Below are 22,496 nucleotides of genomic sequence, written 5' to 3'. Positions count from 1 at the left end.
ATGCCCGCGTGCGCGCATCACATCGCAATGTCAATTGGCGAATTCGCGCATCCGCGCCAGATAGCGCGCCAGCGTGTCGATCTCGATATTCACCGCATCCCCCGCCTGCGCCGCGCCAAAGGTCGTCCAGTCGGCGGTATGGGGAATGATGTTGACGGTAAACACCGTCCCCTCCGGCCGGTCCGCCACCGTGTTCACCGTCAGGCTCACCCCATCGAGTGCAATGCTCCCCTTGGCCGCCACAAAGGCCGCAAAATCGGCCGGCACGCCAATCTCGAAGCGCGTCGAGCCGCCCACCGTCTCCCGGCTCAGAATCTGGCCAATGCAATCGACATGGCCGGTGACGATATGCCCGCCCAGCTCATCCCCCACCTTGAGCGCGCGCTCAAGGTTCAGCCGCCGCCCCACCTGCCACTGGCCCGCCGCCGTCCGGCTGCGCGTCTCGCCCGACACATCCACGCTGAACTGGCCTGCTGCCTTGTCCACCACCGTCAGACACACGCCCGAACACGCAATGCTCGCGCCAATCGCCACGCCGCCCATGTCATAGCTGGTGTCGATCACCACGCGCAGGTCGCCGCGCGCCTCCACGCTGCTGATGGTGCCAATGTCGGTGATGATGCCAGTGAACATAGCTCTCGCCTATCGGATGCGGGTGAAGGTCTCAAGCCGGTCCGGCCCCAGCTGGATCGCCGGATGCGCCCGCCAGCGCCCGTGCGGCATCGCGTCCAGCCCCAGCGCGCCCACGCCGGGCCGCCCACCCAGCACCATCGGCGCGCGGTAAATCAACAGCCGGTCCACCAGATCAGCGTCCAAAAGGCTCGCCGCCACCCCGGCCCCGCCCTCCACCAGCATCCGATGCGCGCCGCTGCCACACAGCCCCGCCAGGTCCGCCGCATGCTGCCAGCCCGCCGGCGCCGGCCCGCGCCCCAGCAGCATCGGCGAGGGCGCGCGCCCCTCCAGCCCCGCCAGCCGCACATCCAGCCGCGGCCGGTCGGCCGCCAGCGTGCCCGATCCCACCACAATCACATCGGCCCGCGCCCGCTCCAGATGCGCATGCGCCCGCGCCCGCGCGCCCGTGATCCAGCGGCTGCTGCCATCCGCCAGCGCCAGGCAGCCATCAAGGCTCAGCGCCAGCTTCAGCGTCACATGCGGCCGCTGCCGCCGCATCTGGCTGAAAAACCCCGCCATCTGCGCCTCCGCCTCACCGGCCCTCACCCCCGTCACCACCTCGATCCCCGCCGCGCGCAGCCGCGCCGCTCCCGCCCCGTCGGTGCGCGGGTCCGGGTCCAGCGCGGCCATCACCACCCGCGCCACCCCCGCTTCAATCAGCAAGTCCGCACACGCCGGCCCGCGCCCGCTCTCATGCGCACAAGGCTCCAGCGTCACATACGCCGTCGCCCCCCTCGCATCACACCCCTCAAGCGCCACCGCCTCACCGTGCGGCCGCCCGCCCTTCTGCGTCCAGCCCCGGCCAATCACCCGGCCCCCGCGCACAATCACACAGCCCACCGCCGGGTTCGGCCAGCTCTGCCCCACACCGCGCGCCGCCAGCGCCAGCGCCGCCCCCATCCAGCGATGGTCGTCTGACGAAGCGCCGCTCACATCACCGGCGGTTCAGCAGGCACATAAGGCACGTCCTTCCGGATCGCGCCGCCCGCCACATATGCATCATATTGTGCCTGCGCCGCAGCTCGCGCCTCGCCCTCCAGCGTGGCAATATAAGCCCGCGCCTCCGCCAGCTTCGCCTCACGCGCCTTCTCGGTCGCCACCCGGTCCGCAATCGCATCATCCCGCGACCGGTCCTCCGGCCAGCTCTCGGCATAAATCAGCTTCGGATCCGGCTTCATATAGCCCGACCGATTCTCGATCAAAAAGGCAAACATCACCACCCCGGTAATCACCACCGAAGCCCCGCCCACAATCAGGAAATGCCGCCGCCGCTCGGCCTTGGAAGGATTGAGATAAGACATGGCCGCAATACATATCGCGCCGCTAAGCCTTGCGCCAGCACCGGCGTCCTTTTGCCGTCCGGCGTTGAAGAATGGGCCTCCGGCGGGGGTAGAAGGGCCTCCGGCGGCTGGGGCCTTAGGCCCCAGACCCCAATAGTGGAGCCGCCCAGAAAAAGTCCGTCGCCCCGGACTTGCCTGCCCCGGGCTTGAACTGGGGATCCGGGGCCTAAGCGACTCCCGTCCCCCCAAGCCCAGCGCCGCAGGCTATAAAAGCGCTACGCGCTGGCGCTCCCCTCCGAAGCCTTGTCCCACCCCCACAAATGGGGTCTGGGGCCTAAGGCCCCAGCCGCCGGAGGCCCTTCTCCTCGCCGGAGGCCCTAAACTGCCCGCCGCAGGCCCTTCAAGCCCCTCGCAAGCGCGCCAGAGCCGCGTCGCGGCCGATCAGCGGCAGCAGGCTGGCCATATCCGGCCCATGGGCTTCTCCGGTCAGTGCGAGGCGCAGCGGCATGAACAGCGCGCGCCCCTTGCGGCCGGTCGTTTCCTTCAGCGCGCCCGTCAGCGCCTGCCAGACGTCCGGCGTCCAGTCGAGGCGTTCCAGCGTTTCGGCGGCGGTCTGGAGATAGTCGCGGTCCTCGTCGGCGACTGTGGCTGACACCGGCCCGGCGATGATCGCCTGCCAGTCCCGTGCGTCGTCGAGCCGGGTGAGGTTGCCCTGCACCGCCGTCCAGATGTCGGCGCCCAGCCCCGGCAGCCGGTCGGCCACGGCCTCATGGGGCAGGGCGTGGAGGATGCGCGCGCTCAGCGCCTGCAGGTCCTGCGGGTCGAAGCGGGCAGGGGCCCGGCCGAAATGGCTCAGGCTGAAGCTCTGGATGAGGGGGTCAAGGCCGGTCACCGGCTCGACCGGCTGGCTGGTGCCGAGCCGGGCGAGCAGCGCGCACACCGCCAGCGGCTCGATACCGGCGGCCTGCCAGCTGTCCACGCCTTCGCTGCCCAGCCGCTTCGAAAGCGCGGCGTCCGCCCCGGTCAGCAGCGCGAGGTGCGCCAGCGCCGGCGGCGCCGCACCGAGCGCTGCAAACATCTGCAATTGCACGGCGCTGTTGGTGACATGGTCCTCGCCGCGCACGACATGGGTGACCCCCATCTCGGCATCGTCCACCACCGAGGGCAGCAGATAGAGCCAGCTGCCATCGGCGCGGCGGATCACCGGGTCGGAGAGCGCTTCGGGGTGAAAGTGGCACGCCCCGCGCACCCCGTCTTCCCATGCGATCGGCGCGTCATGGTCCAGCTTGAAGCGCCAGTGCGGCGCCCGGCTCTCGGCGACCATGCGCTCATGGTCGGCCGCGCTCAGCGCCAGCGCGGCGCGGTCATAGAGCGGCGGCAGCCCGCGCGATTGCTGCACCCGCCGCTTCAGCTCCAGCTCCTCGGGCGTCTCATAGGCGCGGTAGGCGCGGCCCGCTGCCGCCAGCTGCTCCAGCGCCGCATCATAGCGCGCAAACCGGTCAGACTGGCGGGCTTCCCCGTCAGGCGTCAGCCCCAGCCAGTCGAGGTCGGCGCGAATGGCGTCCGCCGCCGCCTCGGTGGAGCGCGCCCGGTCGGTGTCGTCGAGGCGCAGCAGGAAGCGCCCGCCCATGGCGCGTGCCAGCAGCCAGTTGACCAGCGCCGTGCGAATGTTGCCGGCATGAAGCCGGCCGGTGGGGCTGGGGGCGAAGCGGGTGATGACCATGGCCGAGGCCATACGCGCTTGGCCCGTCCGATGGTAGGCTCAGTCTTCGTGCCTGATCGCCCAGGCCGGCGGAATCGGGTCGGTCGCCTTCTGATAGACATGGCTGTAGCGCGCCAACGTTGCGGCGGCCACCTTGGGGTCCATCGGCCGGTCGGGCGCTTCGCTGTCAAAACCGGCGCGCCGCAAGAACAGCAGCTGGTCCACCAGCACATCGCCTACCGCGCGCAGCGTCCCGGCATAGCCCGCCTCACGCAGGATGCGCGCGCTCGAATAGCCGCGCCCGTCGCGGAATTTCGGAAAGTTGATCTCGATGAGGCTGAGCTGCCCCAGATGCGGGATCAGCGCGCGCGCATCGTCATGCGGCTCCAGCCGCACGGCGCTGCTATTGGCGCCCGCCAAAAGCTCGTCGAGCGTGGTGATGGTCGGCGCATCAGGCATAAACGGCCTCCTTGAACGGCTGGGCCCCGAGCCGGCGATAGGTGTCGAGAAAGCGCTCGTCCGGCCCGGTGCGAAGCTGCCGATAGGTCTCGATCAGCGTCTCCACCGCCTTGACGATGCCGTCCTCGTCAAAGCCCGGCCCGAGAATCTTGGCCAGGCTGGCGTCTTCGGCCCCGCTGCCGCCGAGCAGCAGCTGGTAAGCCTCCTCGCCGTTCTTGTCGACGCCGAGGATGCCGATATGCCCGGCGTGGTGATGGCCGCAGCCATTGATGCAGCCGCTGATCTTGATGCGCAGCTCGCCCAGGTCCTGCTGCCCGGCCACGTCATCCTCAAAGCGCGCCGCGATCTTCTGCGCAATCGGAATCGAGCGGGCATTGGCCAGCGTGCAATAGTCCATGCCGGGGCAGGCGATGATGTCGGTCACCAGCCCCTCATTGGCGGTGGCCAGCCCGGCCTCGACCAGCGCCCGCCACAGCGGCAGAAGGTCGGCCTTGCGCACATGCGCCAGCACCAGGTTCTGGCTGTGCGTCACCCGGATCTCCGCCCCCGCATAGCGCTCGGCCAGATCAGCCACCAAGTCCATCTTCGCCGCTGATGCATCGCCGGGAATGCCGCCCTTGGGCTTCAGGCTGATGGTAACGATGGCATAGCCCGGCTGCTTGTGGGCATGGACATTCCTTGAAACCCAGGCCGCAAAGCCCGGCTCGGCAAGGTCGATTTCGTCCGGCGCCTCGCGGTCATACTCCGGCTCGGGAAACTGGGCGATGATCCGATTGAGCTCGGCCTGCGGCGGGTCGAGCGCAAGGGCAGCCATGCCTTCCCATTCCGCCTCCACCTGCCGCGCGAATTCCTCCGCCCCCAGCTCGTTCACCAGAATCTTGATGCGCGCCTTGTAGATGTTGTCCCGCCGCCCATAGCGGTTGTAAACGCGCAAGATCGCCTCGCAGTAGCTCACATACTGGCTGACGGGGATGAACTCGCGGATCACCTTGGCCAGAACCGGCGTCCGCCCCATGCCGCCGCCCACATAGACCCGGAAGCCCAGGGCCCCGCCCGCGTCGCGGCGCAGCTGCAGGCCGATATCGTGCAGCTGAATGGCGGCGCGGTCGGTCTCGGACGCAATCACCGCAATCTTGAACTTGCGCGGCAAGAAGCTGAATTCCGGGTGCAGCGTCGACCATTGCCGCAGCAGCTCGGCATAGGGCCGCGGGTCGGCCACCTCGTCGGCGGCCGCACCGGCAAACTGGTCCGAACTGATGTTGCGGATGCAATTGCCGCTCGTCTGAAAGGCGTGCATCTCCACGCTCGACAGATCATCGAGCAGGTCGGCAAATTCCTCCAGCTTGATCCAGTTGTACTGGATGTTCTGCCGGGTGGTGAAATGGCCATAGCCCCGGTCATAGGTGCGCGCGATATGCGCCAGCATCCGCATCTGCGTCGATGACAGCGTGCCATAGGGAATGGCGACGCGCAGCATATAGGCATGAAGCTGGAGATAGAGCCCGTTCATCAGCCGCAACGGCTTGAACTGGTCCTCACTCAGCTCGCCCGACAGCCGCCGCGCCAGCTGGTCCTTGAATTCGGCCACCCGCGCCTCGACGATCGCCTGGTCGATCCGGTCATACTGATACATCAGATGCTCTCCACAGGCAGGCTCGGCAGGGCGAAATCGGGCCGCACGCTGGGGCCGATGGCGCGCACCCGCTGGCGGGTGGTGGTCGGCCTGAAGCTGCCGTTTTCCACCGTCACTTCCACAACATCGAGATCGCTGATCGTCTCGGCCGGGCGAAACTGCTCGGCCAGCGCCTCGGCCTCGGCCTTGTCCAGGGCGGCCGCCTCGCGAATGTGCCGGCTCCATGTAGTGCCGGTCCACCACAGCACATCGCCGGTTTCAAGCCGGTTGCCGGTCAGGAGATGGGGCATGGGGCCGCCTCCGCTATCTGGGTGAGAATCGTGTCGGGCACGCCAAGCCGCGCCACGGCGCCAATGATGATCAGCGCCGGCGAGGTCACGCCCGCGCGCCCGATCTGCCCGGCCAAATCAGCCAAAAGCGTGCGAAACAGCCGCTGGCTGTGCTGGGTGGCGCGCTCGATGATCGCCACCGGCGTGTCAGGCGTCAGCCCGTCGGCAATCAGCTTGTCGGCAATGGCCTCGGCGCCCGCCAGCCCCATATAGATCACCAGCGTCCGCCCCGGCCCGGCCAGCCCCGTCCAGTCCTGCTCGGCCAGCCCCCGGCATTCGCCCGCCACAAGGCTGAGGATGCTGGCATGGTCGCGGTGCGTCAGCGGCATCAGCGTCGCTGCCGCCGCCCCCTGCGCCGCGCTGATCCCGGGGATCACCTCCACCGGCACGCCGGCCGCCTCACAGGCCGCCACTTCCTCGCCGCCGCGCCCGAAAATAAAGGGATCGCCGCCCTTCAGCCGCACGACCCGGTGCCCCTCAACCGCCAGCCGCACCAGCAGCGCGCCAATGTCGGCCTGGGGCAGCGTGTGCCGGGCGCGCCGCTTGGCCACCGAAATCCGCGTCGCCGCGCGCGGCACCAGCGCCATGATCTCGTCCGACACCAGCCCGTCATGCACCACGGCGGTCGCGCGCTCGAGCGCGCGCGCCGCGCGCAGCGTCAGAAGGTCCACCGCGCCCGGACCGGCGCCAACAAGCTGAACAGGGTGAAGACTGGCCATGGCGGGGGCATAGCCCCACCACGCCCTCCCCTGCGAACAAGAGATTCTTGGGCGCGCGACAGATGCGGTTGTGGCGCGCGCCCGGTTATTGGCAGCTCAGCCTGTCCGGCAGCTCAGCCGAAGGTGCGCTGCCACCAGCCCTTGCGCGGCGCGGGCGCAGGCCCCGCCGACGCTTCGGGCGCTGCGTCCGTCCCGTCCGCCTCGGCCACCGGTGCCGGTTCAGCCTTCTTCGGCTTCCGGCTCCGGCTCGGCTTGGGCGCCTCGCTCACGTCGGCAGACGCTGCCGCCTCAACCGGGGCCTCCGCCACCACCTCAGCCAGAGCCTCGGCTTCTGCCGGCGCTTCGGCCTTGGGCTTGCGCCGCGTCCGCGGCTTCGGCGCTTCGGCCTCTGCTGCGACCGTTGCAGGCGCATCCACAGTCTCGGCCGCCGCCGCCTTCGACGCCCGGCGCCGGGTGCGCGGCTTGGGCGCATCGGCGTCCACGGCCTCGGGCTGGTCGCTCGTCGCAGTCGCCTCGGATGTCGCCTCGCCAGTCGCGTCCACAGGGGCCTCGGCGGTTGCCTCGGCGGGGGCCGCCTTGGCGCGCCGGCGGCGCGGCTTGGGCGTCGGTTCGGCCCCCTCCTCGCTCACAGCCTCGCTCACGGCGTCCGCCGCCTCGCCAGACTCCTCGCCCGTCTCATTCTGGGCGCCGTTTTCGGCCCCATTCTCGCGCGCCCCGCCCCGGCGGCCGCGGCGGCCCCGGCGGCGGCGCTTGCGGTCGTTGCTCGCCCGTTCCTCATCAGTGCCCCCCTCGGCCCCGTCCGCCTCGGGCGCAGCGCTGGCCTCGCCGTCCGCCTCGGCCATATCCTCGCCGTCGCTCGCCGGTGCCGGCTCCCGGTCGCGGCGGCGTCGGCGGCTCTTGCCCCGATCCCTGTCGCTCCCGCGCTCGCGGCCCCGGTCCTTCCCGCGCCCGCGCTCGCGGCGATCGCCGCCGTCGTCGCTCTCGCCGTCATCCTCGCCGTCCGCGTCGCGGTCGTCGTCCTCTTCGTCGTCCGCATCATCCTCGATCCGCACCACCGGCGGCAGCGGCTTCATCTCCACCTTGCGCGTCGGCGCCGGGCCGGCCGCATCGATGGTGAAATTGGCGCCGATCAGATCATCGTCCGGCACGGTATGGATGGTCACCCCGTAGAGCTTCTCCAGGTCAGCCAGCTCGACGCGCTTCTTGTTCAGAATATACACCGCCACCGCTTCCGAGGCACGCAGCGTGAAGTCATTGGCGCGGCCGCGCAGCGCCTCGGCTTCCAGCTCGCGCAGCGCCGCCAGCGCCGCCGAGGCGACCGAGCGCACCATGCCGGTGCCTTCGCACATCGGGCAGCTATGGGTGCTCGCTTCCAGCACCCCGGTGCGCAGCCGCTGCCGGCTCATCTCCAACAGCCCGAACGACGAGATCCGCCCGATCTGCACCCGGGCGCGGTCGTTCTTCATCGCCTCCTTCATCGCCTTTTCCACACGGCGGATGTTGGAGTTGTTCTCCATGTCGATGAAATCGATCACCACCAGACCGGCCATGTCGCGCAGCCGCAGCTGCCGGCCAATCTCCTCGGCGGCTTCCAGATTGGTCTTGGTCGCGGTTTCCTCAATGCCATATTCGCGCGTCGAGCGGCCCGAGTTGATGTCGATCGACACCAGCGCCTCGGTCGGGTTGATGACGATATAGCCACCCGACTTCAGCTGCACGACCGGCTGATACATGCCCTCCAGCTGCTGCTCCACGCCGAAGCGCTGAAACAGCGGCACATTGTCCTGATATTCGACAACCTTGGCGGCATGTCCCGGCATCAGCATCGACATGAAGCGCGAGGCCGCCTCATGGCCTTCGCGCCCCTCGACCAGAATCTGTTCGATATGGCGATTATAGACATCGCGGATGGCGCGCTTGATCAGGTCCGAATCCTGGTGGATCAGCGCCGGCGCCGTGCTGCCCAGCGTGCGCTCGCGAATCTCGTCCCAAAGCCGCGTCAGATAATCAAAGTCGCGCCGGATCTCGGCGGCCGAGCGCTTCAGCCCGGCGGTGCGCACGATCGCCCCCATGCCGTCGGGAAGCTGCAGATCGGCCATGATCGTCTTCAGCCGCCGGCGGTCGGCCGGGTTGGCGATCTTGCGGCTGATCCCGCCGCCATGCGCGGTGTTGGGCATCAGCACGCAGTAGCGCCCGGCAAGGCTCAGATAGGTGGTCAGCGCCGCCCCCTTCGAGCCGCGCTCCTCCTTCACCACCTGGATCAGCAGCACCTGCCGGCGGCGGATGACCTCCTGAATCTTGTAGCGCCGGCGCAAAGACTGGCGCTTGCGGCGCAGCACATCGGACGGCTCGTCCTGCTTCCCGCCGGTCTCGGCGATCCGCCCTTCATCGTCCCCATCCTCACCGCGCTCGTCACGCTCGCCGTCGTCATCGTCCCGATCATCGTCGCGCCCATCGTCGCGCCGGTCCTCGCGGTCATCATCCTCATCGCCCAGCTCGTCCTGCTCGGCGGCCAGCTCGGCCTCCTCGCGCAGCAGCGCCTCGCGGTCCTCGCGGGGGATCTGGTAATAATCGGGGTGGATTTCGGAAAAGGCCAGAAAGCCGTGGCGGTTGCCGCCATATTCAATGAACGCCGCCTGCAGGCTGGGTTCGACGCGGGTCACCTTGGCGAGGTAGATATTGCCCTTCAGCTGGCGCCGGTCAGCGGCCTCGAAATCAAATTCCTCGATCCGCTGGCCGTTGACGACCGCGACCCGGGTCTCCTCCCGGTGGCGGGCGTCGATCAACATACGATGTGACATGTCTTTGCTCCATGCCGCCGGGCCGCTGGGCGCCAGAGGCGCAGCGGGGGCGGGCGATCAGGTTGAATGTTATGGGGCCGGGCGGCGCGACTGCGGCCGCCGGCATATGGTTGAAAAAGAAAGCGATGGCGGGCGAGTGATGGCGGCATCCGTCCTGACCGGCGTCCGCATGGCCGGGCGAGGCCAAAAAAGCCCCTCCTGCCGTGCGTTGACCGTTGATGCGCATGCCGCCCCTCGATGTTCCTGCCGGCGCGCGGAAAAGTCCGGCCGGCGCTCCAGACCCATCGTCAAACGCGGGCCAGACGGCTGCAGGACGAGAATCGGAAGTGTCAGGCGTGAACCGCCTGACCTCAAATGATTAGCAGCGGTTTCGGGGCAGGGCAAGTGGCCGAGCAAGGGGCCGGGCACAAATGCCGGGCGAAGGCCTCCGGCGCGCGCCTGCCGCGCGCCGGAGGCCAGAACAGGTCAGCGCGAATAGAATTCGACGACCAGATTGGGTTCCATCTTCACCGGGTAAGGCACTTCGTCGAGCGTCGGCACCCGCACATAGGTCGCCTTGTGATCTTCCACGCTCACATATTCGGGCACATCACGTTCGCTCAAGGAGCGCGCTTCCAGCGTCAGCGCCATGTCCTTGCCACGTGTGCCCAGCTCAACCGTGTCGCCCGGCTTCACCTTGGCCGACGCGATGTTGAGCCGCTTGCCATTGACCAGAATATGCCCGTGGTTGACGATCTGGCGCGCCGCAAAGATCGTCGGCGCAAACTTGGCGCGATAGACCACCATGTCGAGCCGCTGCTCCAAAAGGCCGATCAGGTTCTGCGAGGTGTCGCCCTTCATCCGCACGGCCTCTTCATACACCTTGCGGAACTGCTTCTCGGTCACATCGCCATAATAGCCCTTCAGCTTCTGCTTGGCCTTGAGCTGGATGCCGAAATCCGAAATCTTGCCCTTGCGGCGCTGGCCGTGCTGGCCCGGCCCATATTCGCGCTTGTTGACCGGCGACTTCGGCCGGCCCCAGATGTTCTCACCCATCCGGCGGTCAAGCTTGTACTTGGCGTTCTGACGCTTGCTCATTTCATGGTCCAATCTGCTGTGTTTCAAAGGCCCCGGCCTCGCACCGCACGGCCTGTTGCCGGGCGCGGCCGCTGCTTCACCGGGGGTGCAGGGCCAATTGCGAAGCGAGCCCCATAGGCGCTCGGCCCCAAAGGGTCAAGGCTTCACACCCCCGCTTGCCCTTGACTCGCGCGCCGTCTGCCGCCAAAGCAGCGCCTCCCCAGACTATTGCCGGAGTTTCCGCCCATGGCGCGCGTTACCGTCGAGGATTGCGTCGACAAGGTTCCCAACCGTTTCGATCTGGTGCTGTTCGCCGCCACCCGCGCGCGCTCCATCTCCAGCGGCGCGGAGCTGACCATCGACCGCGACCGCGACAAGAACCCGGTCGTGGCGCTGCGTGAAATCGCCGAGGAAACCGTCTCGCCCGCCATCCTCAAGGAAGGCATCATCGTCTCCATGCAGAAGATGATCGAGGACGAGGACGACACTCCCGACGACATCGGCTCGCTCTCGGCCTCGGCCGAAGCGCTGCGCATCACCGCCGCCCAGCCGCCGCGCAACCAGAACATCGGCCCCGATTACGAATAAGCCGGGCCCCCGACAGCAATCGATCAGCGCCGGTCCATCCGCTCCATCATCGCGTCCGGCCCGTCGCTGGTCGGCCCCACCCACGCGCCTTGCGGCCGCTCCGCATCCGCCAGCCGCAGCCGCGCCAATATCCGCCCTGACCGGTTGGCCAGGCTCAGCGTGCCACCGCTCATCTGCCAGCGCGTCACCGAAAACAGGCTCATCGGGCAATTGCTGCCCAGTGACGCAATCTGAAACGCCCCCTCGGCCCGCTGTTTCGACAGCGTGATCCGGCAGCTGGTGCTGCGCCCCGCCACCGCCAGCGTCCATTCGCCCACAAGATTGGGCGGCGGCCGCAGCGGTTCCGGCTCCGGCTCCGGTTCCGGCTCCGCTTTCTCTTCCTCCGCCTCCTCGGCCGGCGGCCGCAACCTGATCACTTCCGGCAGCCCCGGCTGGGCCATGGCAAGGCCAAGAAGAACAGCAGCAATCACGCCGCGATGAAGCGCCTTCCCGCCGCCGCCGTCAACCGCCCCGCCGCCAGCAGTTGCGCAATGCGCGGTGCAAGCCCAATATCCTACCATGCTCCGGCAGTATGAACTTGTAGAGCGGGTGAAATCCTACGACCCGGGCGCAGACGAAGATCTGCTCAACCGCGCCTATGTCTTCTCGATGAAGGCACACGGCAGCCAGCTGCGCGCCAGCGGCGATCCCTATTTCAGCCACCCCATCGAAGTCGCCGGCATCCTCACCGATCTCAAGCTCGACGATGAAACCATCGTCACCGGCATCCTCCACGACACTATCGAAGACACGGTGGCCACCCAGGCCGAAATCGACCGGCTGTTCGGCCCCAATGTCGGCCGGCTCGTCGACGGCGTCACCAAGCTCTCGCGCATCGAAGCCCAGACCGACAGCGAACGCCAGGCCGAAAACCTGCGCAAGTTCCTGCTCGCCATGTCCAACGACATCCGCGTCCTGCTCGTCAAGCTCGCCGACCGGCTGCACAACATGCGCACCCTCCATCACATCGCGCGTGAAGACAAACGCCGCCGCATCGCCCGCGAAACGGTGGAAATCTACGCCCCCTTGGCCGAACGCATCGGCATGTACGGCTTCATGGACGAGCTGAACGAACTCGCCTTCGCCCATCTCGAGCCCGAAGCCCATGCCACTATCACCGCCCGCCTCGATCAGCTCCGCCGCCGCGCCGACACCGTCGATGCCGTCGCCGAAAACCTGCGCCGCCTGCTCGCCGAGAAAGGCATCCAGGCCGAAGTCATGGGCCGCGAAAAACGCCCCTATTCGATCTGGCGCAAGATGCAGGGCCGCGGCCTCGCCTTCGAACAGCTCTCCGACATCATCGCCTACCGCGTCATCGTCAACGACATCGACAGCTGCTACCGCGCGCTCGGCGCCATCCATGGCCGCTGGCCCATGGTGCCGGGCCGCTTCAAGGATTTCATCTCCACCCCCAAGCGCAACGGCTACCGTTCGCTCCACTCCACCCTCGTCACCGGCGAAAACAGCCGCATCGAAGTCCAGATCCGCACCCGCCTGATGCATGAGGAAGCCGAGCTCGGCCTCGCCGCCCATTGGGCCTACAAACAGGGCCGCGACGGCGCCCCGGCGCGCGAAGCCTATCCCTGGATCGAAGACCTGCTGCAAATCCTTCAGGATTCCGCCTCGCCCGAAGAGCTGCTCGAAAACGCCCGCCTCGCCATGTTCCAGGATCAGGTTTTCGCCTTCACCCCCAAAGGCGCGCTCCACCAGCTCCCCAAAGGCGCCACCCCCATCGATTTCGCCTATGCCGTCCATTCCAGCCTCGGCGATTCCTGCGTCGGCGCCAAGGTCAATGGCCGCGTCGTGCCGCTGCGCACCGTGCTCGCCAACGGCGATCAGGTCGAAATCCTGCGCGGCAAACACGGCACCCCCGATCCCGCCTGGGAAAGCTTCGTCGCCACCGCCAAGGCCCGCGCCGCCATCCGCCGCCACATCCGCGCCCGCGCACTTGCCGAACATCAGGCCATGGGCGCCAAACTGCTCGAAGCCATGCTGCGCCGCCTCAAGATCGGCCTCGACAGCGACATGCTCTCAGCCGGCCTCGCCCGCCTCAAGCTGCCCGATCAGACCGCCCTCGAAATCGCCATGGGCGCCAACCAGCTCTCCGACCAGCAAGTCGCCGAAGCCCTCGTCCCCGGCTCCACCGCCAGCGCCCGCCCGCGCCGCACCCGCCGCGGCAAGCCCGGCCCCGCCGCCGTCACCATCCACGGCCTCGCCGCCGGCGCCGCCTTCGAACTCGGCAAATGCTGCCACCCCGTCCCCGGAGACCGTATCGTCGGCGTCCGCCAACCCGGCCAGCCGATCATCGTCCACAGCATCGATTGCTCCACACTCGCCGACGAAACCGGCGACTGGCTCGAAGTCGGCTGGGGCAGCGAAAGCGACGGCGCCGTCGCCCAACTCGCCGTCGTCGTCCACAACCAGACCGGCGCACTCGCCGCCATGACCGCCGCACTCGCCGCCGAACGCACCAACATCGTCAACCTCAGCCTCAAACACCGCGACCGCGAATTCCACACCGACATCCTCGATCTCGAAGTCGAAAACCTCAGACACCTCACCAACATCATCACCGCGCTCCGCGCCGTCCCTGCCGTCGTCAGCGTCGAACGCATCCGCGGGTAAGGGCCTCCGGCGGCTGGGGCCTCAGGCCCCAGACCCCATTCGTGGCACCGCCCAAAAATGAACCGTCGCCCCGGACCTGATCCGGGGCCTAAGCGACGCCCGTCCCCCCAAGCCCAGCGCCGCAGGCTATAAATGCGCTCCGCGCTGCCGCTGCCCGTCGAAATCTTGTCCAAAGCCCATAAATGGGGTCTGGGGCCTGAGGCCCCAGCCGCCGGAGGCCCTTCCTGCCCACAACCCCCCCACCCGTGCGCCATTTTGCAGCTATCGACCCCAAGTCCCCGATGCTAGGGGAGCGCGCATGACAGATGAGCAGATCCTTGCGGAATTCCGTGCTGCCGAGGCGTTGCTTGAGGGGCATTTCATCCTCTCTTCGGGCCTCAGGTCGTCGCGTTATCTCCAGTGTGCGCGGGTGTTGATGGACCCGGCGCGTGCGGCCCGTCTGGCTGAAGCGCTTGCCGATAAAATCCCCCAAGCGGTCAAGACGGCGGTGGAGGTGGTGGTGGCGCCGGCGATGGGCGGTCTCATCTGCGGCCATGAGCTCGCCCGCGCGCTGGGCGTGCTGTCAATGTTCGTGGAGCGGCCCACCGGCACGTTCGAGCTCCGGCGCGGCTTCCGGCTGGAGGCAGGCCAGAAGGTGCTGTTGATGGAAGATGTCGTTACCACCGGCCTTTCGAGCCGCGAGGCGATTGCCGCGGTGCGCGCGGCGGGTGGTGACGTGATCCATGCCGCGTCGCTGGTGGACCGGTCGGCGGGCAAGGCTGATCTGGGTGTGCCGTTCACCCCGCTCATCCGTCTTGACGTGCCCAGCTATGCGCCGGATGCGCTGCCGCCCGAGCTGGCCTCGATCCCACCGGTCAAGCCGGGAAGCCGCGCGGCATGAAGCGGCTGCGTCTTGGCGTCAACATCGACCATGTCGCGACCATCCGCAACGCGCGCGGGGGGCTTCATCCTGATCCCGTGCGCGCCGCAATGGTCGCCGCCGAGAGCGGGGCGGACGGGCTGACCATCCATCTGCGCGAAGACCGGCGTCACATCACCGATGATGACCTGACCCGGCTGGCGGCAGCGACCGCGCTGCCGATCAATCTCGAAATGGCCGCCACCGACGAGATGCTCGGCATCGCGCTCGCTGCCCGCCCCCATGCCGCGTGCATCGTGCCCGAGCGCCGGGCCGAGCGCACCACCGAGGGCGGGCTTGATGCTGCGGGGCTGCACAACACGCTCGCCCCGATGGTGCGCCGGCTCGGCGCCAATGGTTCGCGCGTCAGCCTGTTCATCGCGCCCGACTCTGATCAGATCGAGGCGGCGGCGCGCCTCGGCGTGCCCGTCATCGAGCTGCACACCGGCCCCTATGCCCATGCCGAAGGCGAGGCGGAGGTCGCAGCCGAGCTGGCGCGCCTTGCCGAGGCCGCCCGGCTGGCGGCCTCGCTCGGCCTTGAGGTCCATGCCGGCCATGGGCTCACCTATGAAAATGTCGCTCCCGTCGCCGCGCTGCCCGAGCTGGCCGAGCTCAACATCGGCCATTTCCTCATCGGCGAGGCGGTGTTCGTCGGCCTGGCCCAGGCCATCGCCAGGATGCGCGCCTTGATGGACGCCGCGCGCGGATGAATCTGCCGCAAGGCCTGCGCGTCATCGGGCTCGGCTCCGACCTGTGCAACATCGCGCGCATCGAAAACAGCCTCAGTCGCTTCGAGGCGCGCTTCATCGCCCGCATCTTCACCGATATCGAGCAGGCCAAGGCCGAGCGCCGGGTGCTGACGCGTGCGGCCACCTATGCCAAGCGATTCGCCGCCAAGGAGGCCTGCGCCAAGGCGCTCGGCACCGGCATCAGGCGCGGCGTCTTCTTCAAGGACATGGGGGTCGTCAATCTTCCATCGGGCGCGCCGACGATGCATCTGACCGGCGGGGCTGCATCAAGGCTGGCACAAATCACGCCTGCCGGGCATAAGGCAATCATTCATCTCACGATCACCGACGATCACCCCTGGGCACAGGCGATCGTTCTCATCACCGCGGAACCCGAATGAGCGAGGCATCGACAAGCGTGGCCAAGAAGCCGACCAACTGGGCGCATGAGCTGTGGCAGCTGCTCCTGCTCGTGCTCGCCGTGCTGGCCGTCCACAGCTTCGTCGCCAAGCCCTTCTACATCCCCTCGGGCTCGATGCTCCCCACGCTTTATATCGGGGACCGGCTGATCGTCTCCAAATATCCTTATGGCTATTCCTATCTCTCGCCCTCGGTCGAAGTGCTGCCCGAAATCCCCGGCCGGCTGTTCGGCACCATGCCCGAGCGCGGCGACATCGCGGTCATCAAGTCGCCGCGCGGCCATGTCGATTTCATCAAGCGGGTCATCGGCCTGCCCGGTGACACGGTGCAGATGCGCAGCGGCACGCTGTGGCTCAACGGCGCCCCGGTCCCGCGTGAGCGGGTGGAAGACACCGAGATCCCGGTCTCGGCCAACAGCGAATGCCTGTCGATCATCGATGCCCAATATCGCACCACCAATGAAGCCGGCGTCCCCGTCTGCCGCTACCCCACCTACCGCGAGACCCTGCCTGGCGGCCGCAGCTATCTGACCATCGATCTCGGCGACATGGCGCAGGACAATACCCCGCCTGCCATCGTCCCCGAAGGCCATATCTTCCTGATGGGCGACAACCGCGACAACAGCCAGGACAGCCGCTTCGATGTCAGCCGCGACGGGCTGGGCATGCTGCCACTCGAAAATCTCGTCGGCCGCGCCGAGTTCATCACCTTCTCGCTCGACGGCTCGACAACGCTCAACCCGCTGACCTGGGTCAGCGCGCTCAGAAACCGCTATCTCATCAATCTGCGTGGCAACGGCGCGCAGGGCGCCGAATAAGCCTTACTGCTCGGGCCGGATGGCCAGCAGCTCGATATCAAACTCCAGCACCGCACCCGGCGGAATCACCCCGCCCGCGCCCTGCGCGCCGTAGCCCAGCGCCGGCGGCACGACGAAATGATATTTGGAGCCGGTCGGCATCAGCTGCACGCCCTCGGTCCAGCCGGGGATCACCTGATTCAAGGGAAACGCCGCCGGCTGGCCACGGCTATAGCTCGAATCGAACACCGTGCCGTCGATCAGCTTGCCCTCATAATGCACCAGCACCACATCGGTGGCCGCAGGCTTCGGGCCAGTGCCTTCGGTAATGACCTGATATTGCAGGCCGCTCTCGGTGGTGATCACGCCGGGCTTCCCCTTGTTGTCGGCCAGAAACTGCATGTCATTGGTGCGCACGGCCGCGACCTGAGACTGGGTCCCGGCCCAGACACCCAGCCCGGCCAGAACCACGATCACCCCGCCGCCAAGGATCCAGCGGCCGATGCCGGGGCCGGCTTGTCCGGGCGCAGAAGTGGCCATGCTTTTGAATATCCCTGAAAAAAATCTGGTGCGGCTTATTTGATGCCGTCACGCTCCATGCGCTTGCGCTCCAGCTTGCGGGCGCGGCGAACGGCAGCGGCCTTTTCGCGGGCGCGCTTCTCGCTCGGCTTTTCATAATGACGACGCAGCTTCATCTCGCGGTAGACGCCTTCGCGCTGCAGCTTCTTCTTGAGCGCGCGCAGCGCCTGATCGACATTGTTGTCGCGAACCATGATTTGCATGCAGCCGTACTCTCCATTCACGTCGAGGGGGCTGGCACAGCACCCACGCTTGTCAAAAGACTCGAAATCCCGGCAGCCCGTGCCACCGAAGCGAGCGGCGCGCATAGCAGAGCCCGCACCTCGAAACAAGCAGACACTGTGGCAAGCTGGCGGCTGGAGCGCGCCCCCGTTTCAGGCTAGAAGCCCGTCATGGACGACGCCACCGACATCCCCCTCGACGATCTGCGCCCCCGCCTGATCGAGGCGATGCTCCCGCACGTCCCCTTCGACGGCTGGAGCGCCGCCGCCCGCGCCGCCGCCGCCGAAGAGGCCGGCATCGATCCCGACATCGCCGCCCTCGCGCTCCCCGATGCACCGGCCATGACCGACGCCTATACGGCGCGCGCCGACCGGATGATGACAGAAGCCATGGCCGCCGCGGGCGTCGAGACGATGAAAATCCGCGCCCGCATCCGCCTCGCGCTCGTCACAAGGCTCGAACAGGCCGCCATGGACAAGGAGGCCGTGCGCTGCGCGCTCGCCGTCATGGCCATGCCCGCCAACGCCGCGCTCGGCGTCCGCACGCTCTGGCGCACGGCGGACGCCATGTGGCGCGCCGCCGGCGACACCGCCACAGATTTCAACCATTATTCCAAGCGCATCATCCTCGGCTCGGTCTATTCCGCCACATTGCTCTACTGGCTCGAAGATGACAGCGAAGACATGGCCGACACCCGCGCCTTCATTGATCGCCGCATCGATGATGTGATGAAGATCGAAAAGGGCAAGGCCCAGGCCAAAAGCGCCTTCGAATGGGTGCCCAATCCGGCCCGCATCCTCGGCCGGCTGCGCTATCCCGTCTCCTGAGCCGCACAAAGTCTGCGCTGGCGCCCGCCCCCCCCACATGATAACGCCTCGCATCACGCCGCGAGGATATCGATCCCATCTCCATGACAGCCGCCATCGAAATCGACCGGATGCTTCCGGGCCAGACGGCGCTCATCGTCGCCATCGACCGGCTCGGCCTCGATCCCCAGACCGCGCGCCGCCTCCACGAACTCGGCTTTGATGACGGCGTCGATGTCGAGGTCATCCACCGCGCCCCCTTTGGCGGTGATCCGCTCGCGGTCCGCGTCGGCAACATGGTGGTCGCGCTCCGCCGCTCCATGGCTGCGCTCATCGAAGTCGAATTGAACGGCGAAGGAACGGGCCCGTGAACGTGCCCCTCGCCGCGCCCGTGGTGGCGCTGGTCGGCAATCCCAATGCCGGCAAGACCAGCCTGTTCAACGCGCTCACCGGCGCCCGCCAGAAGGTCGGCAACTATCCCGGCGTCACCGTCGAGCGCAAGGCCGGCCGCCTGCCACTCGCCGATGGCCGCACCGCCGAGCTGATCGACCTGCCCGGCAGCTACAGCCTCGAGCCGCGCAGCCCCGATGAAGCCGTCACCCGCGATGCCGTGCTCGGCCGGCTGGCGGGGGAAAAGGCCATCGACGCCATCGTCGCCGTCGTCGATGCCACCAATTTGCGCAACCATCTGCGCTTCGCCCTTGAGCTGAAGGCGCTCGGCCGCCCGATGGTCGTCGCCCTCAACATGGTCGACCTCGCTGCCCGCGACGGTCTCGAAATCGACATTGGCGCCCTTGAAGCCGAACTCGGCCTGCCCGTCGTGCCCACCGTCGCGGTGCGCCGCCGCGGCCTTGACGAGCTTGGCGCCGCCCTCTCCGGCGTCCTCACGGGCGAAGGCGCCGGCGTCCTCCCCCCGCCCAGCCACTCACCGACATCGCGCCGCTCCAGCGCGAAGCCCGGCGCATTGCCAAAACCGTCACTCGCGCGGTCGGCGCGCCAAAGCGCTGGTCAGACCGGATCGACGCGCTCGCCCTCCACCCCAGTTTCGGCCCGCTCCTCCTCGCGCTCCTCCTCTTCTTCATCTTTCAGGCCGTCTTCGCCTGGGCCGAAGCGCCGATGGGCTGGATCGAAGCGGGCATCGCCGTCCTTCAGGCCGCCGCCGAGGGCGCGCTCGCGCCCGGCCCGCTGCGCTCGATGCTCGTTGACGGCGTGCTCGCCGGCGTCGGCGCGGTCATCGTCTTCCTGCCGCAGATCCTCATCCTGTTCTTCTTCATCCTGCTCCTCGAACAGTCGGGCTATATGGTCCGCGCCGCCTTCATCATGGACCGGCTGATGGCCAGCGTCGGCCTCAATGGCCGCGCCTTCATCCCGCTCCTCTCCAGCTTCGCCTGCGCCATCCCCGGCATCATGGCCACCCGCACCATCGATTCCCCCAAAGACCGCCTCACCACCATCCTCATCGCCCCGCTGATGACCTGCTCGGCGCGCCTGCCCGTCTATGCCGTCATCATCGCCGCCTTCATCCCGGCCACCAGCGTCGGCGGCCTGTTCAACCTGCAGGGCCTTGTCCTCACCGGCCTCTATCTCTTCGGCGTGCTCGGCGCGCTCGCCGCCGCCGCCCTGCTGCGCAAAACCGTCACGCGCGGCCCCAGCCCCACCTTCCTCATGGAAATGCCCAAATATCAATGGCCCACGCTGCGCGATGTCGGCATCGGTCTCTATCAACGCGCCATGGCCTTCCTCATCCGCGCCGGCACCATCATCCTCGTCTCCACCATCGCGCTCTGGGCGCTCGCCATCTGGCCCAAGCCCCCGGCCGACTGGGATCGTCCCGCCCTTGATTACAGCTTCGCCGGCCGCATCGGCGAAGCCATTGAGCCGCTCTTCCGCCCCATCGGCTTCAACCGCGAGATCGCGCTGGCGCTGGTTCCCGGCATGGCCGCGCGCGAAGTCGCCGTCAGCGCGCTGGGCACCGTCTATTCCCTGCAAGACGTCGATGAGGAGAACACCGGCTCGCTCGTTGAAACCCTGCGCTCGCGATGGGAGCTGCCCACCGCACTCGCCTTCCTCGCCTGGTTCGTCTTCGCCCCCCAATGCCTGTCCACGCTGGCCGTCACCAAACGTGAAACCGGCGGCTGGCGCTGGCCCATCTTCATGTTCAGCTATCTCTTCGCCGCAGCATGGCTGGCGGCGGGCTTCACCTACTGGACGGCCCGGGCACTGCTACCAGCCTGATCTCGGCCGGCGCATTGGCCCCGTCGCTGCTCTCTGGCAGCGGCGTGAAGGTGTCCGACACCGCCATCAGCCGCCCGTCGCCCGCGCGCAGCCGTGCAGACAGCGCCGGCCGGCTGCGCCCGTCGATCTTTGCCGCCTCATAACGCAGCAAAAACGCCAGCGGCTGCCCGCCCGGCCGCGGGTTGATCGTCCGCGCGCCCAGCAGCGGCGCCGCCGCATCGGCCCGCGCCGCGTCGCGCAGTTCCACCCGCAAAACCGCGCCCACCGGCACCTTCAGCCCGTCCGGCAACACCACCTCGCCCGTCACAACCCCCGGCACAGCGCCGCCCGGTTCCGCCTCGCAGGCCAGCGGCAGCTGTCCGCCTTCGCGCAGCGTCAGCCGTTTCTCGCCCTCGCGCCCGCGCCCGCGCACATCAATGTCATGCCCGGCAAAGCGGCTGGTGTAGCGAAAGCCCGAAAACACGAATCGCTGCCGCAAATGGATCTCGCGCCCGCCCCGCAGCAGCACCGGCCCATAGCCACGCCGGTCAAAACGCACGCTGCTGCCATCCGCGCAGATATAATGCCCCGATTCCGCAATCCGCGCCGCCGCCAGCAAGGGCGTCGCCGCCAGAGCCGCCGCAAGCGTTGCGGCCAAGACAACCCACCGCATCATGCCGACAGTTTGCGACAGACGGCCCCGCCGCGCAATGGCCTCAGCCCCCCCCGCTGCCGCTAGCGATCCCCCTCGCGTTCGGGATGCCAATAGCGCTGCATCATCAGATAGGTGAACGACGCCGACCAGCTGATCAGCAAAAAGCCGTTCAGCGCCTCGATCGCCGCCAATATCCTGAGCAGCCCGGTCGGAAAGACATCGCCCATGCCCAGCGTCGTATAGCTGGAGACCGAGAAATAGAGATAATCCAGCGCCCCGCCGGCGAAATTGCCGTTTATCGCGCCAAAGTCTCCCAGCCGGTCCAGCCCGGCAAAACAGCCGGCATAAAGCAGCGTCTCCACAGCGTGCGCCGCAAAGCACGCCGCAATCACCACCAGCACCCGCTGGCGCGGCCGGATCGGCAGCCGTGGCAGCAAGGCCCCGGTAAAGCGCAGCGCCTCATAATGCACCAGCACGGTCGCCGCCACCAGCAGCACGGCAATCCCGAAAATCGCCAGCGTGTTCAAGCCGCCTGCCCCTCAGCGCCTGCGCGCGCACACATAAAGCGAAATCGCATCATCGCCGCGCGGCGGAGATTCGGGAAACCGCGCCAGAAACCGCGCCTCGTCCACGGCTTCCACATCGCCAAAGCCGCACCGCTCCAGCACCGCGCTGAGGAGCGGCAGGTCAAACAGGTTCTTGTGCTCCCCCCATTGGCTGAACAGCAGATTGACCACCTGCGACGCCGGATAGCCTGCCGTTCCCGACTCCGGCCAGCGCGAAAGCCGGTCCGCCAACAGCGCCGCCCCGCCATCGGCCAGATAAGAGGCGGCAATCTTGTGCATGTCCGGGCAAGACAGCCAAAGCTCGCCGCCGGCCATCAGGCAGCGATGCACCTCGCCCAGCAACCCCTCCAGCTCGCCGCTCCCCCCGTTCGTGCCCCCGATGCTCAGATGCTCGATCACATGCTGCGCACACGCCGCCTCAAACACGCCGTCCGCAAATGGCAGCGGCCCGCCCGCCAGGTCGATGTTCACCTCCGAATGCGACACATCACAATTGAGCCACCCCGGCACCCGCCGCCCGCCGCAGCCAATATGCAACCGCTTCGGAAGCCCGCCCCCTTTTGCAGCGGCCCGCGCCATCCCCCGGCTCCGCGCCCGCGCCAAAGCCCGCTTCACATCCCACTTCAGCGCCGGAACCGCATTCTCAAACATCCCCAATCTCTGCCCCGCCGCCTGCCACATGTCCATGCCCGCCCGGCGCCACGAAGCC

At 67.8% G+C, this 22,496-nt stretch carries 24 protein-coding genes and 1 pseudogene; 9 read left to right on the top strand and 16 right to left on the bottom strand.

All coding sequences use genetic code 11. The features are described 5' to 3' along the window. Positions 1-30: 30 nt before the first annotated feature. From ACMVO5_RS09285 to rpsD, 10 genes are all read right to left on the bottom strand, one after another. Complete coding sequence (locus tag ACMVO5_RS09285; protein ID WP_416907234.1) at positions 31-633, bottom strand: riboflavin synthase; 603 nt, start codon at positions 631-633, stop codon at positions 31-33. A 9-nt stretch (positions 634-642) separates the two neighbouring features. After that, positions 643-1,572, bottom strand: a complete 930-nt coding sequence (gene ribD / locus ACMVO5_RS09280) for a bifunctional diaminohydroxyphosphoribosylaminopyrimidine deaminase/5-amino-6-(5-phosphoribosylamino)uracil reductase RibD (RefSeq protein ID WP_416909347.1) — start codon at positions 1,570-1,572, stop codon at positions 643-645. A gap of 29 nt (positions 1,573-1,601) precedes the next feature. Further along, a complete protein-coding gene (locus tag ACMVO5_RS09275; RefSeq protein ID WP_416907233.1) occupies positions 1,602-1,973 on the bottom strand; it encodes a hypothetical protein in 372 nt (123 codons plus the stop codon). A gap of 379 nt (positions 1,974-2,352) precedes the next feature. Continuing rightward, positions 2,353-3,675 (bottom strand): glutamate--tRNA ligase, encoded by a 1,323-nt coding sequence (gene gltX, locus ACMVO5_RS09270; RefSeq protein ID WP_416909346.1) that lies wholly within the window; start codon positions 3,673-3,675, stop codon positions 2,353-2,355. Positions 3,676-3,714: 39 nt separating this feature from the next. Beyond that, the gene (locus ACMVO5_RS09265; RefSeq protein ID WP_416907232.1) at positions 3,715-4,113 is read right to left on the bottom strand and encodes a DUF934 domain-containing protein; all 399 of its coding nucleotides are present in this window, start codon (positions 4,111-4,113) and stop codon (positions 3,715-3,717) included. Then, positions 4,106-5,746 carry a nitrite/sulfite reductase gene (locus ACMVO5_RS09260; protein ID WP_416907231.1) on the bottom strand — a complete coding sequence of 547 codons (1,641 nt, stop codon included), beginning with the start codon at positions 5,744-5,746 and terminating at the stop codon, positions 4,106-4,108. The genes ACMVO5_RS09265 and ACMVO5_RS09260 overlap by 8 nt, the downstream gene beginning before the upstream one ends. Beyond that, a complete protein-coding gene (locus tag ACMVO5_RS09255; RefSeq protein WP_416907230.1) occupies positions 5,746-6,036 on the bottom strand; it encodes a DUF2849 domain-containing protein in 291 nt (96 codons plus the stop codon). Before ACMVO5_RS09255 ends, ACMVO5_RS09260 begins: the two co-directional genes overlap by 1 nt. Beyond that, positions 6,021-6,794: a uroporphyrinogen-III C-methyltransferase gene (cobA, locus tag ACMVO5_RS09250; RefSeq protein ID WP_416907229.1), complete on the bottom strand. Its 774-nt coding sequence runs from the start codon at positions 6,792-6,794 to the stop codon at positions 6,021-6,023. Before cobA ends, ACMVO5_RS09255 begins: the two co-directional genes overlap by 16 nt. A 113-nt stretch (positions 6,795-6,907) precedes the next feature. Continuing rightward, entirely contained in the window at positions 6,908-9,595 is a 2,688-nt protein-coding gene (locus tag ACMVO5_RS09245) for an Rne/Rng family ribonuclease (protein WP_416907228.1), read from the bottom strand. Between the two features lie 465 nt (positions 9,596-10,060). Next, a complete protein-coding gene (rpsD, locus tag ACMVO5_RS09240; RefSeq protein ID WP_416907227.1) occupies positions 10,061-10,672 on the bottom strand; it encodes a 30S ribosomal protein S4 in 612 nt (203 codons plus the stop codon). 225 nt (positions 10,673-10,897) lie between these two features. On the opposite strand from rpsD, the gene rpoZ reads away from it, so the two are divergent. Continuing rightward, the gene (gene rpoZ, locus ACMVO5_RS09235) at positions 10,898-11,239 is read left to right on the top strand and encodes a DNA-directed RNA polymerase subunit omega (protein ID WP_416907226.1); all 342 of its coding nucleotides are present in this window, start codon (positions 10,898-10,900) and stop codon (positions 11,237-11,239) included. Between the two features lie 23 nt (positions 11,240-11,262). Here the strand turns inward: rpoZ and ACMVO5_RS09230 are convergent, their stop codons facing one another. Further along, the gene (locus ACMVO5_RS09230; protein ID WP_416907225.1) at positions 11,263-11,799 is read right to left on the bottom strand and encodes an AprI/Inh family metalloprotease inhibitor; all 537 of its coding nucleotides are present in this window, start codon (positions 11,797-11,799) and stop codon (positions 11,263-11,265) included. Between ACMVO5_RS09230 and ACMVO5_RS09225 the strand changes: the two genes are divergently transcribed. The 5 genes from ACMVO5_RS09225 (at position 11,798) to lepB (ending at position 16,766) form a co-directional block, all read left to right on the top strand. After that, positions 11,798-13,903 (top strand): RelA/SpoT family protein, encoded by a 2,106-nt coding sequence (locus ACMVO5_RS09225; RefSeq protein ID WP_416907224.1) that lies wholly within the window; start codon positions 11,798-11,800, stop codon positions 13,901-13,903. The two genes, ACMVO5_RS09230 and ACMVO5_RS09225, sit on opposite strands and share 2 nt — an antisense overlap. A gap of 298 nt (positions 13,904-14,201) precedes the next feature. Next, complete coding sequence (gene pyrE, locus ACMVO5_RS09220) at positions 14,202-14,783, top strand: orotate phosphoribosyltransferase (RefSeq protein WP_416907223.1); 582 nt, start codon at positions 14,202-14,204, stop codon at positions 14,781-14,783. Next, positions 14,780-15,511 (top strand): pyridoxine 5'-phosphate synthase, encoded by a 732-nt coding sequence (locus tag ACMVO5_RS09215; protein ID WP_416907222.1) that lies wholly within the window; start codon positions 14,780-14,782, stop codon positions 15,509-15,511. The genes pyrE and ACMVO5_RS09215 overlap by 4 nt, the downstream gene beginning before the upstream one ends. Next, entirely contained in the window at positions 15,508-15,930 is a 423-nt protein-coding gene (acpS, locus tag ACMVO5_RS09210) for a holo-ACP synthase (RefSeq protein ID WP_416907221.1), read from the top strand. The genes ACMVO5_RS09215 and acpS overlap by 4 nt, the downstream gene beginning before the upstream one ends. After that, positions 15,927-16,766, top strand: coding sequence for a signal peptidase I (lepB, locus tag ACMVO5_RS09205; RefSeq protein ID WP_416907220.1), 840 nt, complete (start codon positions 15,927-15,929; stop codon positions 16,764-16,766). The genes acpS and lepB overlap by 4 nt, the downstream gene beginning before the upstream one ends. 3 nt (positions 16,767-16,769) lie before the next feature. Here the strand turns inward: lepB and ACMVO5_RS09200 are convergent, their stop codons facing one another. Both ACMVO5_RS09200 and rpsU read right to left on the bottom strand, forming a co-directional pair. Then, complete coding sequence (locus ACMVO5_RS09200; protein WP_416907219.1) at positions 16,770-17,285, bottom strand: FKBP-type peptidyl-prolyl cis-trans isomerase; 516 nt, start codon at positions 17,283-17,285, stop codon at positions 16,770-16,772. 35 nt (positions 17,286-17,320) lie between these two features. Then, complete coding sequence (rpsU, locus tag ACMVO5_RS09195) at positions 17,321-17,527, bottom strand: 30S ribosomal protein S21 (RefSeq protein ID WP_006834591.1); 207 nt, start codon at positions 17,525-17,527, stop codon at positions 17,321-17,323. Positions 17,528-17,716: 189 nt separating this feature from the next. Between rpsU and ACMVO5_RS09190 the strand changes: the two genes are divergently transcribed. The 3 genes and pseudogenes from ACMVO5_RS09190 to feoB all read left to right on the top strand — a co-directional run bounded on the left by ACMVO5_RS09190 (position 17,717) and on the right by feoB (position 20,587). Continuing rightward, a complete protein-coding gene (locus ACMVO5_RS09190; protein WP_416907218.1) occupies positions 17,717-18,373 on the top strand; it encodes a COQ9 family protein in 657 nt (218 codons plus the stop codon). An 83-nt stretch (positions 18,374-18,456) separates the two neighbouring features. Next, the gene (locus tag ACMVO5_RS09185; RefSeq protein WP_416907217.1) at positions 18,457-18,723 is read left to right on the top strand and encodes a FeoA family protein; all 267 of its coding nucleotides are present in this window, start codon (positions 18,457-18,459) and stop codon (positions 18,721-18,723) included. A gap of 23 nt (positions 18,724-18,746) precedes the next feature. Continuing rightward, positions 18,747-20,587 (top strand): annotated as a pseudogene (gene feoB / locus ACMVO5_RS09180) (ferrous iron transporter B). Here feoB and ACMVO5_RS09175 read toward each other — a convergent pair. Genes ACMVO5_RS09175 through ACMVO5_RS09165 form a run of 3 tightly spaced genes read right to left on the bottom strand, consistent with a single transcriptional unit; the run spans position 20,550 to position 22,438 of the window. Then, positions 20,550-21,242, bottom strand: coding sequence for a YbaY family lipoprotein (locus tag ACMVO5_RS09175; protein ID WP_416907216.1), 693 nt, complete (start codon positions 21,240-21,242; stop codon positions 20,550-20,552). The pseudogene feoB and the gene ACMVO5_RS09175 sit on opposite strands and share 38 nt — an antisense overlap. A 59-nt stretch (positions 21,243-21,301) precedes the next feature. After that, on the bottom strand, positions 21,302-21,748 hold the full coding sequence (locus tag ACMVO5_RS09170) for an ion channel (RefSeq protein WP_416907215.1): 447 nt from the start codon (positions 21,746-21,748) through the stop codon (positions 21,302-21,304). A gap of 12 nt (positions 21,749-21,760) precedes the next feature. Further along, on the bottom strand, positions 21,761-22,438 hold the full coding sequence (locus ACMVO5_RS09165; RefSeq protein ID WP_416907214.1) for a class I SAM-dependent methyltransferase: 678 nt from the start codon (positions 22,436-22,438) through the stop codon (positions 21,761-21,763). Positions 22,439-22,496 lie beyond the last annotated feature (58 nt).

Source organism: Polymorphobacter sp., assembly GCF_048007885.1.
Taxonomy (GTDB): Bacteria; Pseudomonadota; Alphaproteobacteria; order Sphingomonadales; family Sphingomonadaceae; genus Sandarakinorhabdus.
This window is presented reverse-complemented; position numbering and strand designations above follow the sequence as displayed.

What these genes read in the sequence shown, in the direction of transcription:
- ACMVO5_RS09165 (WP_416907214.1), bottom strand. Translation starts at nt 22,438, where the DNA reads ATGTTTGAGAATGCGGTTCCGGCGCTGAAGTGGGATGTGAAGCGGGCT.
- ACMVO5_RS09260 (WP_416907231.1), bottom strand. Translation starts at nt 5,746, where the DNA reads ATGTATCAGTATGACCGGATCGACCAGGCGATCGTCGAGGCGCGGGTG.
- ACMVO5_RS09265 (WP_416907232.1), bottom strand. Translation starts at nt 4,113, where the DNA reads ATGCCTGATGCGCCGACCATCACCACGCTCGACGAGCTTTTGGCGGGC.
- ACMVO5_RS09200 (WP_416907219.1), bottom strand. Translation starts at nt 17,285, where the DNA reads ATGGCCACTTCTGCGCCCGGACAAGCCGGCCCCGGCATCGGCCGCTGG.
- ACMVO5_RS09225 (WP_416907224.1), top strand. Translation starts at nt 11,798, where the DNA reads ATGCTCCGGCAGTATGAACTTGTAGAGCGGGTGAAATCCTACGACCCG.
- ACMVO5_RS09255 (WP_416907230.1), bottom strand. Translation starts at nt 6,036, where the DNA reads ATGCCCCATCTCCTGACCGGCAACCGGCTTGAAACCGGCGATGTGCTG.
- ribD (WP_416909347.1), bottom strand. Translation starts at nt 1,572, where the DNA reads ATGGGGGCGGCGCTGGCGCTGGCGGCGCGCGGTGTGGGGCAGAGCTGG.
- acpS (WP_416907221.1), top strand. Translation starts at nt 15,508, where the DNA reads ATGAATCTGCCGCAAGGCCTGCGCGTCATCGGGCTCGGCTCCGACCTG.
- ACMVO5_RS09215 (WP_416907222.1), top strand. Translation starts at nt 14,780, where the DNA reads ATGAAGCGGCTGCGTCTTGGCGTCAACATCGACCATGTCGCGACCATC.
- ACMVO5_RS09185 (WP_416907217.1), top strand. Translation starts at nt 18,457, where the DNA reads ATGACAGCCGCCATCGAAATCGACCGGATGCTTCCGGGCCAGACGGCG.
- lepB (WP_416907220.1), top strand. Translation starts at nt 15,927, where the DNA reads ATGAGCGAGGCATCGACAAGCGTGGCCAAGAAGCCGACCAACTGGGCG.
- ACMVO5_RS09190 (WP_416907218.1), top strand. Translation starts at nt 17,717, where the DNA reads ATGGACGACGCCACCGACATCCCCCTCGACGATCTGCGCCCCCGCCTG.
- ACMVO5_RS09275 (WP_416907233.1), bottom strand. Translation starts at nt 1,973, where the DNA reads ATGTCTTATCTCAATCCTTCCAAGGCCGAGCGGCGGCGGCATTTCCTG.
- ACMVO5_RS09175 (WP_416907216.1), bottom strand. Translation starts at nt 21,242, where the DNA reads ATGATGCGGTGGGTTGTCTTGGCCGCAACGCTTGCGGCGGCTCTGGCG.
- ACMVO5_RS09245 (WP_416907228.1), bottom strand. Translation starts at nt 9,595, where the DNA reads ATGTCACATCGTATGTTGATCGACGCCCGCCACCGGGAGGAGACCCGG.
- gltX (WP_416909346.1), bottom strand. Translation starts at nt 3,675, where the DNA reads ATGGTCATCACCCGCTTCGCCCCCAGCCCCACCGGCCGGCTTCATGCC.
- cobA (WP_416907229.1), bottom strand. Translation starts at nt 6,794, where the DNA reads ATGGCCAGTCTTCACCCTGTTCAGCTTGTTGGCGCCGGTCCGGGCGCG.
- ACMVO5_RS09230 (WP_416907225.1), bottom strand. Translation starts at nt 11,799, where the DNA reads ATGGTAGGATATTGGGCTTGCACCGCGCATTGCGCAACTGCTGGCGGC.
- rpoZ (WP_416907226.1), top strand. Translation starts at nt 10,898, where the DNA reads ATGGCGCGCGTTACCGTCGAGGATTGCGTCGACAAGGTTCCCAACCGT.
- rpsD (WP_416907227.1), bottom strand. Translation starts at nt 10,672, where the DNA reads ATGAGCAAGCGTCAGAACGCCAAGTACAAGCTTGACCGCCGGATGGGT.
- pyrE (WP_416907223.1), top strand. Translation starts at nt 14,202, where the DNA reads ATGACAGATGAGCAGATCCTTGCGGAATTCCGTGCTGCCGAGGCGTTG.
- ACMVO5_RS09285 (WP_416907234.1), bottom strand. Translation starts at nt 633, where the DNA reads ATGTTCACTGGCATCATCACCGACATTGGCACCATCAGCAGCGTGGAG.
- rpsU (WP_006834591.1), bottom strand. Translation starts at nt 17,527, where the DNA reads ATGCAAATCATGGTTCGCGACAACAATGTCGATCAGGCGCTGCGCGCG.